Here is a 16,319-nt window from a genome sequence, read left to right as displayed (position 1 = left end):
AATCATTTTGCGGCGTTTAATCCCTCTGCCATGTGGTTTATCCCTTTTGCAATACAAATGAGTACTTCATCTTCTTTAACAAAAGCAAGTGGCTCTTTGGTATATTGAATATCTCCTAAGATCAGTTGACAGCGACAGGTACCACAAACACCGTTACGACATTGAAAGTTAGCAGCAATGCCCTGTTGCTCAAGCCATTCGAGTATCGTTAATTCATTATTGTTAATCGTTATAATCTTATGATTAAGTTTGATCTGAATCATTGTTATAGTTCAAAGTCACTAAAGGCATTATCGGCAACGTTACTATCGATTTGTCCGACAAGGTACGAGCTAATCTCCGTTTCTTGGGGGGCGACTTGGACGTTATCTGAGTTAAGATAATGATTAATCCACGGTATTGGATTGCCTTTGGGGGAGGCAATATCATCGGTATTTAGTCCGACGGCTTGCATACGCTCTTTGGCTAAATAATCAATATATTGGCAAAGAATCTGTTCATTTAATCCCAAGATAGAGCCTTGTGAGAATAAATACTTTGCCCAAGCTTTTTCCTGCTCGATGGCTTCCTTAAAAATGGCTTGAGCTTGATCATGCAGACTATGCGCAATCTCAGTTAACTCCAGATCGCCATCTTTGCCCGCAAGAATGATGTTGATCATGTGTTGTGTGCTCGTTAAATGCACGGATTCATCGCGCGCAATCAGTTTCATAATTTTGCCACATCCTTCAAGTTTCTTCTGCTCAGAAAAGGCAAACGTGCAGGCAAAACTGACATAAAAGCGGATAGCCTCAAGAGCGTTAACAGCATGCAGAGCCAAGTAAAGTGCTTTTTTAATGCTGTGTTGACTTACTTCAATCGTTTGACCATCAATGTTATAGCTGCCAGTGCCTTGTGTTTGTAACAGTTGTGTTTGCAGAATTAGTTGATCGTAATAATGAGTAATGTTTTGTGCGCGCTTTCTGATCTCAGGGTTATCAACAATTCCATTAAATACAGGGCTTGGATCATCCATCAGTGAGCGCACCATATGTGTATAAGAGCGGCTATGAATGGTTTCAAAAAAACTCCAGGTTTCAATCCATGTTTCAAGCTCAGGTAACGACACTAATGGTAAAAAGGCAATATTTGGACTACGTCCTTGTACTGAATCTAGCAAGGTTTGATACTGTAGGTTAGATAAGAAAATATGTTTCTCAATGGCGTTGAACTTTTGAAAGTCAACGCGATCGCGACTTAAATCAACCTCTTCAGGGCGCCAGAAAAAAGACAGCTGTTTTTCAATTAAGCGTTCAAAAATCGGATGCTTTTGCTGATCAAAGCGTGAGACATTGACCGATGTACCAAAAAACATCGGCTCATGTAGTTGATTGTTTGAGGCTGTTTGAAAGGTCGAATAATGGTAACTCTGTGTCATATTAGTTTGTTATCCTTGTTAAGCATTATATTTTACAAGCGCCTGATTCACATTCATCGATATCGGCTATTTCCACAGCATGATTAGTTGCTGCTTTGCTTTCTTTGGCGTGATCACGTGTATTGTGATAATAAAGTGTTTTTAAGCCATATTTATAAGCGATTAATAAATCAGACATCAATGTTTGCATTGGCACTTTATGATCATTAAATTTAAGTGGATCATAGTTGGTGTTGGCTGAAATTGATTGATCGATAAACTTCTGAATGATCGCGCAAAGCTGCAAATAACCAATATTATTCGGCATTTGCCATAATAGTTCATAGTGAGATTTTAAGTGTTGAATCTCAGGGACAACTTGCTTTAATACACCATCTTTACTTTGTTTGATCGAAACAAGCCCTCGTGGTGGCTCAATACCGTTAGTGGCATTGGATATTTGCGATGAGGTTTCCGATGGCATGATTGCACTTAAGGTTGAGTTGCGTAAACCATGTTGTTGAATGCTTTGACGCAAGGCTTCCCAATCATATTGCAGTGAAAAGTCAGCAAACTCATCGATGCTTTTTTTGTAATGATCAATCGGTAATAAGCCTTGGGCGTAGCTTGTTTCATTGAAGTATTTACAAGCACCTTTCTCTTGTGCCAACTGGTTAGACGCTTTAAGCAGATAATATTGAATAGCTTCAAAGGTTTGGTGTGTTAATTTATTGGCACTGCCATCGCTGTATTTAACATGGTTTTTAGCCAAGTAATAGGCGAAGTTAATAACACCTACACCTAAACTACGACGCGCTTTTGCGGGAATCTCTGCTGATGTTAACGGATAGTTTTGATAATCCAATAGATGATCTAAAGCGCTAACAATTAAAGTCGATAAATACTCAAGTTCATTAAGCGAATCAAGTGCTCCTAAATTGAATGCGGATAAAGTGCACAGTGCAATTTCACCTTTGTCATCAAAAATATGTGCTAAAGGCTTGGTAGGGAGAGTGATCTCCATGCATAGATTAGATTGTTTAATTGGAGCAAGCTGTGCATTAAATGCTGAATGCGTATTACAGTGATCAACGTTTTGAATATAAATACGACCCGTTTGTGCGCGCTCCTGCATAACAAGTGCGAAAAGCTCATTTGCTTTAAGTGTTTTTTTGCGGATGTTTGGCGTGTTTTCTGCAGTGATATAAAGCTTCTCAAACTGATTTTGATCAGCAAAAAAAGCATCATATAAACCCGGTACATCGCTAGGGCTAAATAGTGTTATATCTTTTTGCTCAATCAATCGTTGATACATCAAACGGTTGATCTGCACACCATAGTCTAAGTGGCGGATGCGGTTATCCTCGACACCACGGTTATTTTTAAGCACCAAGAGAGATTCAACCTCTAAATGCCACAGTGGATAAAACAAGGTAGCCGCTCCACCACGCACACCCCCTTGTGAACATGATTTCACTGCGGTTTGGAAATATTTATAAAATGGGATGCAGCCAGTGTGTAGCGCTTCGCCTTGGCGAATCTCGCTACCTAATGCACGAATTTTGCCGGCATTAATGCCAATGCCAGCGCGTTGTGAGACATATTTGACAATCGCAGATGCAGAAGCATTGATTGAATCTAAACTATCATCAGTATCAATCAACACACATGAGCTAAATTGTCGTGTTGGTGTGCGTACCCCTGCCATAATTGGGGTGGGTAAAGACAACTTAAATTGACTAATCGCATCATAAAAATCAAGTACATATTGCATGCGTGTCTGCTTGTCATGTTGTGAAAATAGACAAGCACTGACAAGCATGTAAAGCATTTGTGGCGTCTCGTAAATCTTGCCAGTGACGCGATTTTGCACCAGATACTTGCCTTGCATTTGATTCACCGCAGCATAGGTGAAGTTCATATCACGCCAATGATCGATATGTGTATTCATTTGCTCAAACTCAGCACGAGTGTAGTCATCAAGTAAATGCATGTCGTATTTATTTGCTTTAACCATTGCTTGCACATGATCATATAAATGCGGTGGTTCAAATTCGCCATAAGCTAATTTGCGTAAATGAAAGATTGCTAAGCGCGCTGCCATATACTGATAGTCTGGGGTTTCTTCAGAGATTAAATCAGCAGCGGTTTTGATGATAATCGCCTGAATATCAGCTGTTTTCATGCCTTCATACAACTGAATATGTGATTGCAACTCAACTTGGGAAACCGAGACATTTTCTAAGCCTTCAGCAGCCCATGTGATCACACGATGAATTTTATCCAGATTAACAGGTTCTAAACGTCCTGAGCGTTTGGTGACATTTACATTCATTTTTTATCCTCTATCCGCGATTAATTTGAACTGAGCAATCGGGAAGAAGGACATAAGTTAGCAAGAAATGTATTGCTATTGGTTTGTTGTTTATTAACCAATATCAAGTATCTCTACCATATGTGCGCTTTGTTCCACGAAAGCTTTTTTAACATATAAATTCATTAACCAATGGCAGATATTCGGGCTTATGGACGCATCTACACTCCTACTAGATACTGCTTCCCAATTGTTTCAATCAGTGCATTTCAATGACTCCCAGAAAGTAAGAATCAATGTGTATCGTTCGTTTCCAATTACCGCTGCGGGCCAGCTCTGGAGTTACACCAGATTCCCTCTTGCGTTGCGCAAATTCGCGCAAACCATTAGCGATGTGTATACCGCCCATAAACCATTTTACAGCATTTCTGTCGTTGAATTTCTCGCGCCTTTGAGCGATTGAATTTTGCCAATAGTCCAAGCTATTACCTACAATTCAATCGCTCAAAGGCATCAAAAACTTCTTTGACACCGAACACCGCAAAATAATTTACGCGCGGTATAAGATCGGATTCTATCGTTTTTAGTGAGGAAAAGCGAAAGTTTTATTTCTACTTAATTTGGTAAGTTACTATTGATTGTTTCTCTGATTAGCTGTAGCTGTATCTTCATCACCGTTTTAGCGATTGTTTGCTTATTGCGAATATCTTTTAGTGCTAAACCATAATCATATTCTGTTAATCTATTCTGAATTTTATCTACTAAACAGATATTAGATATCGCATGAGGGTCGTTGTGATAAAGGTGTCTTAGTGCGATCTGAAAATCGTTAAAAGCTGATTTATTGCGCAGTGCATCAATGGACTTTAAAGCTTGCAATATTTCTTTTTCGGAATGTTGTTGTAATTGACTAAAAAAACGATGATAACGATAAACCTTAAGGCAGAGTGTTTGCGTGGTTTTTGGTGGCTTAAGTTCATTTAATACATCTAAAAGTGCCTGCTCGCTTTCTAAAGGCGTCAATAATAAAGCAAATAAGATATCGTTATTTGTACATTGCAATTTGGTAGCATTCAATAATGGCTCAAGTCTACTTATAGGTAATGTTTGTAATGGTTTAAGAATGTGTTTGAAGGCACCTAGCTGTTGTAATGTTGATAAGAAAATCTCAAAGTTTGTTGTGCCTAAGGCGCGCGTAAACTCCTGTAAAATACGCTCGTGAGATAATGCTTCAAGCTCGTTATTAGCAATAATGGTTTGCATAAGTTTCAACGTTTCATCAGCAATGGTAAACCCAAGGTAATGAAGCTTGGCAGCAAAGCGGGCAACACGCAGCACACGTAAGGGGTCCTCAGAAAAAGCCTCACTAACATGGCGGAGTTTTTTGTTTTTAATATCCTCTTGACCATTAAAAGGGTCGTGTAATTGTCCATTCTCATCGATTGCCATGGCATTAATGGTCAGATCTCGTCGTTTTAAGTCTTCAATCAATGACACTTCATCAATATTGAATGTAAAGGCTTGATAGCCGCGACCTGTTTTTGTCTCAGTGCGTGCTAGTGCATATTCCTCATGTGTTTCAGGATGCAAGAACACCGGAAATTTTTTACCTACCTGAATAAATCCAAGCTTTAGCATATCTGATTGTTTGGCATCAACCACAAGCCAATCATTATCTTTGACTGGGAGCTCTAATAATTGATCGCGGACAGCGCCACCGACTAAATACGTTTTCATGTTTATGACTGCTTAAGTAAGCTTATTCTTTATGTTATCAGTAAATTTAGGTAAACTCTGTGACAATTTGGCTTCTTAAATAAAATAAAGATAAAAATATGCAAGTTTCTGAAAATGCGAATAAGAAAACCTATAGTTTGTATAAGAGATTACTATGGGAAGTCAGATCCTTATGGCCATTATTACTTATCTCAGTCATTGGCAGTATTATCTATTCGGCGTGTGATGCCTATGCGATGTATTTGATTAAACCGTTATTGAATAAAGGGTTTACGCCAACCGGGGGCGAGTTTTTGAAAGGTATTGCTTTAGTGTTTTTACTATTGTTTACTTTGCGTGGCGTTGGCTCTTTCTTATCATCTTTTTTTATGGGGAAGCTTGGCGCACAAGTCGTTTATCGCTTTCGCAAGCGCATGTTTGGTAAGTTTCTAGATTTGCCAGCACATTACTATGATAAAACCTCATCAGGGAAATTGCTCTCCAAGCTTTTGTATAACGTTGATCAGGTCACCAGTGCCACGGGTTCAGCGATTATCACTGTGGTACAAGATGGCACCTTTGTGATTGGACTAATTATTGTGATGGTGGTGACCAGTTGGCAGCTGTCGATCACTGTGATTGTTGTCGCTCCCTTTCTTGCAGTTTTTATTACGTGGATTAGTAAGAAGTTTCGCCATTATAGCCGCAATACCCAATCAGCAATGGGATCCGTGACACATTTTGCTGAAGAAGCTTTGATTAATTACAAAGAAATCCGCGTCTTTGGTGGGCAAAAATATCAACTACAAAAGTTTGATCACAACCTAAGCTACACCTATCGCCAACAAATCAAAACGTTAATGCTTGATGGCTTATCGTCACCGATTATTCAATTTATCGGTGCGATTGTTATCGCGGTGATTTTGTTTATTGTTGCAACTTATGGCTTAAAAGAAGGTGGTTGGCTTGATGCTGGTGGTTTTGTTGCTTTTTTTGCATCGATGATGGCAATTTTAAAACCAATTAAAAACTTAACTAATGTTAACTCAACCATTCAAAAGGCCATTGCAGCAACCGAGGATATTTTTGAGATCTTGGATGCCAAATCTGAAGAAGATAAGGGTACCAAGCAATTAACTGATGTCAAAGGACAAGTTGAGTTTAAAGACTTAAGCTTCGGTTATCCAGAGTCTCAGCAAATGGTATTAAAGCATATCAATTTAATCGCAAAACCTGGACAAACCATTGCCTTGGTTGGGCGATCAGGTGGTGGTAAAACCACGATGGTGAACTTGTTAGCACGCTTCTACCAACCAACAAAGGGGCAAATTCTACTAGATAATGAGGATATGCAGTCACTGACTTTGGCAAACTTGCGTCGTCATATTTCACTGGTGTCGCAGCATGTTAATCTCTTTGATGATACATTATTTCATAATATTGCTTATGGTCGTGATGGAGAGGTAAGTGAAGAAGAAGTCATTCAAGCAGCAAAAGCCGCCAATGCTTGGGATTTTATTGAGAAGTTGCCTAAAGGTTTATATACCGAAGTGGGTCAAAATGGTCTAAGCCTATCCGGTGGGCAACGCCAACGTGTTGCAATCGCAAGAGCACTTTTGAAAAATGCGCCAGTACTCATCTTAGATGAAGCCACCAGTGCACTGGATAATGAGTCTGAGCGCATCGTCCAGCAGGCATTAGAGCGATTAATGAAGGATCGCACGACTTTTGTTGTTGCCCATAGACTATCAACCGTTGAACATGCTGATCAGATCGTTGTCATGGATGGTGGTGAAATTGTTGAAATAGGCAGCCACAAAGCCCTGTTGCAAAATGAAAACGGCTTATATTATCAGCTTTATCATCAATCTTTGCATTAAAGAGTCCTAAATGATGCAAAAGGATTGGTACACGGCGCATAAGACTTGGCGCGCCATAATCTTGACACCCTTGTCATGGCTTTTTTCATACATTGCTAAGAAGCGCAGAAACAAACTACAAAAAGATGCTTATAACAGTAAGTCACCAGTAATTGTTGTTGGCAATATTGCTGTTGGTGGCACGGGTAAAACACCTGTGGTGCAGACCATTTGTCAGTATTTAAAAGCACAGGGTTATCATCCGGCGGTTATTACCCGAGGCTATGGTGGCAAAGCCACACATTATCCTTTTATGATTGATCAGACAACGACAGCAAGTATCTGTGGTGATGAACCTTTTATGCTGCACCAATTATTACAAGATATTCCGATTGTTATTTCTCCTAAGCGTGTTGAAGCAATTCAATATATTGAACAGAAATTTAAGACAATTGACGTCATTATTAGTGACGATGGTTTGCAGCATTATGCGATGCATCGAGATATAGAAATTGCGGTGATTGATGGTCAGCGCCAATTTGGAAATGGTCTGTGCTTGCCTGCAGGTCCTTTGCGTGAGCCTATTACACGTTTAAAAGAAGTTGATATGATGATTATCAACGGAGGTGGTAGGGTGAGTATAAGCAATCAAGCACAATATGATATGCAGTTATTGCCACAAAATTTAGTGAGCGTGGCAACTGGTCAACAGTTTACTATCGATCAATTAATAAAATCAGTGGGGAGTACATGCTGTGCTGTGGCTGGTATTGGTAATCCACAACGCTTTTTTAATAGCTTAAAGTGTCTAGGCTTTACAGTTGAAGCATATCCTTTTAAAGATCATCACAGCTTTACACTTGAAGATTTTAAAGCTGTGGGTGATGAAAAGCCTGTGATTATGACGTATAAGGATGCGGTAAAATGCCAAGGCTTTGCCAAAGATAATTGGTATTATTTAGCGATATTGCCTGAAATTGAAGCAGAATTTTTTGAAGAGCTAAGCGAAAAACTCTCTCTGCTAGAGAGGGGAAAGGAGGGAGGAAAACTCTAACAGAGAAACTTGTGTGATCAATTATTTTGGGTTTTCTTTTGCCTATTTGATCATGAAAATTTGCGGTTGAGCTGTGTCATTGTTAATTTTGCTTTGACGGATGTAGTCAATGTATAAATCAAATAATTTCATAATATTCACCTCTTGGGTTTTAGTTTACTGGGGGTATCTGCTGTCAAGAATAGCAGAAAAAAAATAATTTGCTGTTTCAATGGCGTATTGGCATGTATCAAAGTTGTTACAGCGATTAGTTTGAGGCAGTGAACGTTGTAAAATGGCTTATGATCGATGTAGAATGAAAAAAAATGATGGAGTATAGTTTTGCAGATTATCGATACACATGTTCATTTTTGGGACTTAAATCAAAATATAAATAGTTGGGTGTTAAATCAATCAAATGAAGCACTAAAGCAGGATTTCTTGCCTCAAAGCCTACAACAGAAAATGCATGATAAACTCTATGGTGCGGTGCATATTGAAGCGCATGATAGTCGTATTGACACAGAGGTTGAAATCAAATGGTTGATGGCAGTGGCGCACAAATACCCTGAGATTCAAATCAAACATATTGCTTATGTTGATATGACATTAGCAAAAACTCAGTTTATTGCCAAGTTAGATAAGCTTAAGCAATATCCGCAAGTCGTTGGCATCCGTCATATTTTAGCTTATGAACAAGGCGTTGATTACTGCCCTGAATCTCAAGATTTATCCACTCACCCCAATGTGTTAGCTAATTTGCAAATATTAGCGGATTATGATTTTATTTTTGATTGTCAAGCGTATCCACGACAGGTATTAAATCTTGCGCCACACCTTAAGGTATCATGCGTTAAAACGGCGATTGAACATTGTGGTTTGCCATTATGGGGTGATGATGGGCAGCGTCAGCTATGGCAACAAAGTATGCGAGTCTTATCAGACATTGAGAATGTTTCACTGAAATTATCAGGACTTCAAATGTTAGGACAATTGGCGCATAGTCAAGCGATTATTGACTATGCTATTGATTGTTTTGGCTACCAAAGACTCATGTATGCTTCAAATAATCCCGTGTGTTTTGGCGATAACCCGCTTGAATGGTTTAAAATAGTGCATCAGTTATGTGCGGGTAAAGGTGAAGTTTTTTATGATAATGCACTTGAGTTTTACCAATTTTAAGCTTTTATAAAAAGTAATCGCCTAGCACATTGCATTAATACTTTAATTTGATGTTTGTTGAAATGTAGTCCATAATTTCACACAGACAATAAGTTTGTATGGAGTTGTTATGCAGTCAAAACATATTGATTTAATCACTCAGAAGCTAAACCATTTACCCGCGAAGTATTTTACGGAGGTCGAGGATTTTATTGATTTTTTGCATCAAAAAGATAGTTTGCAAAAAGTGCGCAAAGATTTCACAATGATGTCACAATCAAGCTTTCAAAAAGTGTGGGATAATGATGAAGACGAAATCTATAATGACCTATGATGTTGGTGATGTTGTTTTAGTCCCATTCCCTTTTACGAATTTATTATCTTCAAAAAAGCGCCCAGCAGTGGTGATAAGTCAGAAAACATACCAATATAAAAGACCAGACATTATTTTGATGGCTATTACAAGTCAGATTAAAATGCCGCTTGGATATGGTGAGTGTATATTATCTCAATGGCAACAAGCAGGGCTGCCTAAATTATCAATGCTTAAACCATTGATTGCAACCATTGATCAAAAAAACATTTTAAAGAAACTGGGTGCTTTAACAGCATTAGATCAAAAAAAACTTTTTGAAGTCATGTCAAATTTATTTGATTCGACAAGTGATGATAAATAATGAAGAGAAAACAAAAAACACTTGTTCTTGGTATTGGCTCGCCTTTTGGAGATGATCAATTCGGTTGGTTAGTGGCAGAGCAAATTAAAGAGATACTTAAGAGCAACCAAACTTCACATATTGATATTGAGATTGCCGATCGACCAGGTTTGAATTTATTACGATTTTTAGAGAAGAATTATACGCAAGTTATTCTAATCGATGCAGTGAATGCTGGTGTTGAGCCCGGTGCGCAGTTCTTTTTACAGTCGCGTGAGATTCTTGAATTTAATGGATTTCTGTCTTCTCATAATATTGGTGTCGCACCATCTTTGGCATTGGCAGATGCGCTTAATATGCCGATAGATCATGTGTTGTTTCATGGTGTACAAGTTCAGCGTTTATTTGTGAAGGATGACCTTGTATCGGATGCTGTGAAAAAGTCAGTAAGTAATATGGCGCAGATGATAACTTCCCAGTTGATTAAATCGTAGGGGCGTATTGCATACGCCCGAGAATGGCATGCTTATAAAGGCTTCGACTTACGCTCAGCCAACGGTTGTTCAATGAAATATGATTATTGCCTAAAACATTTATGGGCTAATGGCACTACCTTAAGAAGTAGTTTGTAAATATAGGCTTTGTAACGAAGTTAAATTAACCATCCCTGATAAAATGGATTGCCACGCATCCATGCTCGCAATGACACCCTCTGATTTGTCATCCGTAAGGCAAGATGGCGTGAGGATCCAGTACGAAGTTGCCATGGACGGTTAGTGATCCTCCTAAAGGTAGCGCCATTAATTCATGGGTATTTTAGCTTAAGGTTGATTGGATTGAATCGCAGTAATCGCAATGGTGTAAATAATATCATCGACCGTTGCCCCACGTGAGAGATCATTAACCGGTTTGTTTAATCCTTGTAATACCGGACCGATGCTTAATACATCAGCACTTCGTTGTACGGCTTTATAGGTTGTGTTACCCGTGTTTAAATCAGGAAATATCAATACATTGGCATATCCGGCAACGACACTATGAGGTGCCTTTTTTTGAGCAACAGAAAGCGTTGTGGCAGCATCATATTGTAAGGGTCCATCAACGATAAGGTCAGGTCGTTTTGCCTTAACCAATTCAGTCGCAGATTTGACTTTATCGACATCGGCGCCATGACCTGAGTCACCTGTGCTATAACTGATCATCGCAATTTTGGGATCAATGCCAAATGCTGAGGCAGACTCAGCGCTTTGAATAGCAATCTCAGCCAATTGCTCTGCTGTTGGATCAGGGTTAACTGCGCAATCACCATACACAAGTACTTGATCTTCAAGGCACATGAAAAATACCGAAGAGACAATCGAGCATTGAGATTTTGTTTTAATGATTTTAAGTGCCGGTGAAATGGTGTGTGCGGTGGTGTTTAAAGCCCCCGCAACTAAACCGTCAACATCTGCCATATATAACATCATGGTCGCAAGGGTCACATTATCTTCGAGTGCGCCACGCGCCATAATTTCGGTCATGCCTTTATGTTTACGAGCGTCGATAAGCGGGTTAAGATACTGAGCCTTGATACTATCGGGATCAATGGTGATGACTTTATCGGATAAGTTTAGTCCTTGCTTTTTGGCAACTTCGATAACATCTTCGCGTTTTGCTAATAAGATACAAGTGGCAATCTTGCGTTCACTACAGAAAATAGCAGCTTCAATTGTGCGCGGCTCTAAGCCCTCGGGTAGAATAATGCGTTTGCTGACTTCGCTGGCACGTTTGATCAGATAATGGCGAAACGCCGGAGGCGATAGTTTGGTTGGTGCCGGTGTTGCACTGAGCTTGCGTGTAATCATATCAACATCAATACATTCGGCAATCGATGATCGCAATAAATTTAAACGCGTTGTGTCATCTTTAGGAATGCTACTGTAATCAATGTCAGCTAATTTCAAAATGGTGCTAATGCTTTTATTCTCAGTCGCAAAAATAGGCAAAGATGTGCGTTTGGCAACGTCAAGACAGAAATCAAGTACTGCACGATTGGCAAGTGAGAAGGCAGTTAATATTAATCCGGCGATTTTAATGCCTTTTTGTGCGGCAACTGTCACTGCTAGGATAATATCACTGCGATCAGCAGCCGTGATGATTAATGTCCCCGGCTTTATCTCGTCTAATGCGTGATCGACGGTACGCGAGCACATGGTTACGATATGCACACGGCGTTCAAGATCAAAGCCGTCAAAGAGAGCATTCAAATTTAAACGATTGGCAATATCAATAACACGTGGATAGGTGAGATTGTTTTGCCAATGCGTCACCCCGAGTAAATTCAGATGATTACTGCTAAATATAGTTAATACTTCAATATCTGATCGCGTAAGTCTTGGTGCGCTACTGTTGATATCTTCATCTAACAAACTAAAGCGATTCTTGCCATCACTGTCAATAGGTGCATTAAGTTTAGTAACAATGGCGCCTAAGAGTGCATCTTGGGGAATTTGCTGTTGATATAGCTTTAGTTGAATCTCAAGGTCTTTTAGCGCCTTATATCCTTGGCGTGCAATGAGAATAACATTAGCGTTAAACGCGCGAATAAGTGTTTTATTAAAGAGATTGATGTAAGCGTTTAACCATTCAAACTGATTGTGATTGTGCTCTTTGATAAATACGCCATCGATTAAGGTGATATCACTATTTTGACTAACTTTATCGTAGATATTAAGTAAGTATTCAAAGAAGTCTTTTATTTTGTTTTGCTGAAAATAATGCTCAATTTCTGAAGAAGATATTTCAGCATCAAATAATGGATTAAACAGCTTAACGCGATAACCACGTTGCTCAAGGGCATATCTTAAGCCTTGTTTTAATGAAAATAAACCAACACCTTGACCAGTGGGTAATAGTATGATTGGTAGACTCATGCTTGATCCTTAATTATCTAATAACATTTGACAACTTTGCGCAATCATTCGCTCTTCATCAGTTTTAAGTACCATAATGCGCTGGCTGCCCTTAGCGTGAATTTCAATTGTCTGTGCGGCATTTTCATTGCGCGCATCATCTATCTCAAAGCCACTAAATTTAAGTCGTTTAACGATTTGTTGACGCACTAAAGCGCTGTTTTGACCGATGCCTGCGGTAAAAATAAGTCCATCCAGTTGTTCAAAATACATCAGATAACTCGCAATGAAGCTGGCAACACGGTGACTAAATATATCCAGTGCTAATTTCGTTTTCTTAATTCCTTTTACTTCGTTTGTTTCTGTTACATCTTTTTCTTCTTGTAATTCGCTATCAGGATTGGCAATGAGATGTTCAATTTCACGCATATCACTTAAACCGCATAAGCCGAACAAACCACTTTGCTTGTTTAATAGCTGATTAATCTCATTGATCTCAAGACCAAGTGTTTGTTGAAGGTAGCTAAAAATACCAGGGTCAATAGTGCCTGAGCGCGTACCCATTACAAGCCCATCTAATGGGGTAAATCCCATGCTGGTATTGATGCTTTTACCATTTTTAATCGCACTAACACTGCAACCATTGCCTAGGTGTGCGCAGATGAAATTACCCTGTGTCAGACTTAAGTATTTGGCAGCTGTTTGTGCAATATACTGGTGACTTATTCCATGAAAGCCATATTTTCTAATATGTAGATCTTCATAAAGCGTACTAGGGATGGCGTAGCGATAGACTTCTTCAGGCATACTCTGGTGGAAAGCCGTATCAAAGACGGCAACTTGAGATGCAGATACAAAATGCTGCTGACAAAATTCAATGCCTTCAATATTGGCAGGATTATGTAAGGGCGCCAAAGCAATAAGAGAACGAATTTTGGCCATAACGTCATCTGTTACAATAACGGCACGATCAAAATAATGCCCCCCATGTACTACGCGATGTCCAATAGCAATGATTTGATTGAAATAGTCTTGTCGCTTTAAAAAGTCAATGATTTTAACAAATGCTTGGTGGTAATTAAGTAGCACACTCTCTGTCTTAGTCTGTCCATTAATAGAAATGCTCAGCGTTGTCTCTTTGGTATTGATTTTATCAACCAATCCAACAAGCATCTGTACCAAGGTATTATGATCATAAAGTGAGAATTTAATTGAGGAGCTACCGCAGTTAAAAACGAGAAAGTACTGTGCCATGGGGTATAGGTTCTTAAAATTTAAGTGACACTCACTATAACTTAAGTTTATCCTTCATTGGAAACCTAAACACACACTAAGATCACAAAAGTAAACAAAACTTGCGCTATGTCATGCTTTAGTAAATAAGCAAGAAGATACATTTAATGGCAATCACATACATAAAAAGCCCTGAAAATAGCTCTAAATATTTCCATGTATGTCGGCTTTGGAAAAAGCGATTAAGACGAAGACCAAGAGCAGTGATCCCAAAAAACCAGATAAAGCTTGCACTGAGTGCGCCAGTCATAAACTCTAGCTGTAAGTAGGCAAGTTTGTATTTAGAAGCAACACCACCTAAAAGCACAACAATATCTAAAATTGCCTGAGGATTTAATAAACTAAACGAACAGCTGAGAAAAATCACCTTGTAGATATTTAATGTTTGAGTACTTGTTTGATCACTTTTTACTAGTGTGTTAACTGAAACATGACTTTGATAGGCGGATTTTAATGAAAGTGTGCCATAGTAGAATAAAAAAATAATGGCTGCAATCAGTAATACTGGGCGAACAAAAGGAAGATAATGCGTCATTGTTGCGGTAAGAAACATGCTGATAGTAATTAAAATGACATCGCAGATAAAGCAAATCAAAGCCGTGCTATAGGCATATTGGCGCGTAATTGCTTGCTTGATAATAAACAAGTTTTGTGCCCCTATGCCCATAATGAGGGTTAAACCAAGAAGTAAACCAGTAAAAAATGCCATTAGATATTTTGCTCCTATTAATCAGCATAGTAATAATTCAAAAACAAGTTGAGCTTCAATTACTCCCCTCACCCGTGCAGCTTAAGCTGCACGAGCGATCCCGCAAGGGGAGAGGTACTAGTTGACGCAACTTATTCTTGATTCATTACATATTGTTTAAGGTCAATGTTATATTGATTGATATGATTAGTTAAATTAAATATTATTATGAATCATTAGACATATTAATGATTTGGTGTGTGATGGATTACAAAGGGCTAACAGCGCTAAGTAGTGTCATTGAACTACAAAGTTTTGAAAAAGCAGCGAATAAGCTAAATATTTCACAATCGGCGGTATCACAGCGCATAGCGCTGCTCGAGAAGCATTATGGTGTGCCATTAATGTTGCGCTACTTGCCTTATCAGGCAACTGCCTTAGGCGAGAGACTATTGAGTCATTGGACAAAAGTGCAGTGGTTAGAGGCTGCACTCACGCAGGAAATTGACGCACATCGTCAGGCATTAAAGCTAAGTATTGCGATTAACTATGATAGTTTGGATACATGGTTTGGCAAAGTATTAACCAAGGTAGCCAAAGCATACCCTGACGTGCGCTGGCAGATGATTGCCGATGATCAAGAGTTAACTGCAAACTATATCAAGGAAGGCAAGGCGTTGGCATGTGTTTCTAACAAAACGGTTAATTACCCATTTTGCCAAAGTGTATTACTGGGGAATATGGATTATTTATTGGTTGCGTCAATGGACTTTTATCAGCGTTATTTTGCCGAACATCAAGTGCGTTCTCCCTCATGGCTTAAGGCGTTAAAAAGGACTCCTTTTCTAACGTTTAATCAAAAAGATGACTTAAACATTGAGGTGATGCAGAAGTTTTATCATTTTACCCCTGATATTAATAATATGCATATTGCGCCATCGGTTAAGAGCTTTAAGTTATTATGTTTAGAGGGTCTAGGATACGCACTCATTCCCAAAGCAGACATTGTGACTGAGTTGGCAAGAAATGAACTTATCGTTTTAGATACGCAAAATATATGGAAAATGCCTCTTCATTGGCATTATTGGGATTTACCTGATGCAGCATATCGCAAGATGAATAACATGATTGTGGATTACGCGCAGGCGTTATTACTCGAGATCTCAAGTACACAATTTGGCTTAAAAAAAGGATAACAATTTTCAAGGCCAAGTCACAAATTAAAGAAAAACTTGCACTATGTCATTATTATCCCATTTAACGCAGTAAATAGCACAGACAGACTACTTCCTTTTATTTACTGTATGTT

14 protein-coding genes and 1 riboswitch are annotated in these 16,319 nt (G+C 38.9%); of the genes, 7 read left to right on the top strand and 7 right to left on the bottom strand.

Annotated features, from left to right (window positions below):
• Positions 1-2: 2 nt before the first annotated feature.
• From yfaE to ACZ5V8_RS08880, 4 genes are all read right to left on the bottom strand, one after another.
• On the bottom strand, positions 3-263 hold the full coding sequence (gene yfaE, locus ACZ5V8_RS08895; RefSeq protein ID WP_440615449.1) for a class I ribonucleotide reductase maintenance protein YfaE: 261 nt from the start codon (positions 261-263) through the stop codon (positions 3-5).
• A 2-nt stretch (positions 264-265) separates the two neighbouring features.
• Positions 266-1,417: a class Ia ribonucleoside-diphosphate reductase subunit beta gene (gene nrdB, locus ACZ5V8_RS08890; RefSeq protein ID WP_464217494.1), complete on the bottom strand. Its 1,152-nt coding sequence runs from the start codon at positions 1,415-1,417 to the stop codon at positions 266-268.
• A 25-nt stretch (positions 1,418-1,442) separates the two neighbouring features.
• The gene (gene nrdA / locus ACZ5V8_RS08885; RefSeq protein ID WP_464217493.1) at positions 1,443-3,731 is read right to left on the bottom strand and encodes a class 1a ribonucleoside-diphosphate reductase subunit alpha; all 2,289 of its coding nucleotides are present in this window, start codon (positions 3,729-3,731) and stop codon (positions 1,443-1,445) included.
• 156 nt (positions 3,732-3,887) lie between these two features.
• Positions 3,888-4,113: riboswitch (cobalamin riboswitch) on the bottom strand.
• 212 nt (positions 4,114-4,325) lie between these two features.
• Positions 4,326-5,447 (bottom strand): multifunctional CCA tRNA nucleotidyl transferase/2'3'-cyclic phosphodiesterase/2'nucleotidase/phosphatase, encoded by a 1,122-nt coding sequence (locus ACZ5V8_RS08880; protein WP_464217492.1) that lies wholly within the window; start codon positions 5,445-5,447, stop codon positions 4,326-4,328.
• A gap of 98 nt (positions 5,448-5,545) precedes the next feature.
• Here ACZ5V8_RS08880 and msbA point away from each other — a divergent pair, with 98 nt between their 5' ends.
• The 6 genes from msbA (at position 5,546) to ACZ5V8_RS08850 (ending at position 10,629) form a co-directional block, all read left to right on the top strand.
• Complete coding sequence (msbA, locus tag ACZ5V8_RS08875; RefSeq protein ID WP_464217491.1) at positions 5,546-7,306, top strand: lipid A export permease/ATP-binding protein MsbA; 1,761 nt, start codon at positions 5,546-5,548, stop codon at positions 7,304-7,306.
• Positions 7,307-7,316: 10 nt separating this feature from the next.
• Positions 7,317-8,339, top strand: a complete 1,023-nt coding sequence (gene lpxK, locus ACZ5V8_RS08870; RefSeq protein WP_464217490.1) for a tetraacyldisaccharide 4'-kinase — start codon at positions 7,317-7,319, stop codon at positions 8,337-8,339.
• A gap of 321 nt (positions 8,340-8,660) precedes the next feature.
• Positions 8,661-9,500: an amidohydrolase family protein gene (locus ACZ5V8_RS08865; protein WP_464217489.1), complete on the top strand. Its 840-nt coding sequence runs from the start codon at positions 8,661-8,663 to the stop codon at positions 9,498-9,500.
• 109 nt (positions 9,501-9,609) lie between these two features.
• Complete coding sequence (locus tag ACZ5V8_RS08860) at positions 9,610-9,813, top strand: DUF2281 domain-containing protein (protein WP_440615469.1); 204 nt, start codon at positions 9,610-9,612, stop codon at positions 9,811-9,813.
• The gene (locus tag ACZ5V8_RS08855; RefSeq protein WP_464217488.1) at positions 9,782-10,156 is read left to right on the top strand and encodes a type II toxin-antitoxin system PemK/MazF family toxin; all 375 of its coding nucleotides are present in this window, start codon (positions 9,782-9,784) and stop codon (positions 10,154-10,156) included. The genes ACZ5V8_RS08860 and ACZ5V8_RS08855 overlap by 32 nt, the downstream gene beginning before the upstream one ends.
• A complete protein-coding gene (locus ACZ5V8_RS08850; protein WP_464217487.1) occupies positions 10,156-10,629 on the top strand; it encodes a hydrogenase maturation protease in 474 nt (157 codons plus the stop codon). The genes ACZ5V8_RS08855 and ACZ5V8_RS08850 overlap by 1 nt, the downstream gene beginning before the upstream one ends.
• A gap of 327 nt (positions 10,630-10,956) precedes the next feature.
• Here ACZ5V8_RS08850 and pta read toward each other — a convergent pair whose 3' ends face one another.
• From pta to ACZ5V8_RS08835, 3 genes are all read right to left on the bottom strand, one after another.
• Positions 10,957-13,050, bottom strand: coding sequence for a phosphate acetyltransferase (gene pta / locus ACZ5V8_RS08845; RefSeq protein ID WP_464217486.1), 2,094 nt, complete (start codon positions 13,048-13,050; stop codon positions 10,957-10,959).
• 9 nt (positions 13,051-13,059) lie between these two features.
• Positions 13,060-14,283 (bottom strand): acetate/propionate family kinase, encoded by a 1,224-nt coding sequence (locus tag ACZ5V8_RS08840; RefSeq protein ID WP_464217485.1) that lies wholly within the window; start codon positions 14,281-14,283, stop codon positions 13,060-13,062.
• A 118-nt stretch (positions 14,284-14,401) separates the two neighbouring features.
• A complete protein-coding gene (locus ACZ5V8_RS08835; RefSeq protein WP_464217484.1) occupies positions 14,402-15,031 on the bottom strand; it encodes a LysE/ArgO family amino acid transporter in 630 nt (209 codons plus the stop codon).
• Between the two features lie 242 nt (positions 15,032-15,273).
• Between ACZ5V8_RS08835 and ACZ5V8_RS08830 the strand changes: the two genes are divergently transcribed.
• A complete protein-coding gene (locus tag ACZ5V8_RS08830) occupies positions 15,274-16,206 on the top strand; it encodes an ArgP/LysG family DNA-binding transcriptional regulator (protein WP_464218731.1) in 933 nt (310 codons plus the stop codon).
• The last annotated feature ends 113 nt before the right edge of the window (positions 16,207-16,319 follow it).

This window comes from Cysteiniphilum sp. GTC20157 (assembly GCF_055396795.1).
Note: the sequence above shows the minus strand (reverse complement) of the source record. Positions and strands in the feature narration are given on the sequence as shown.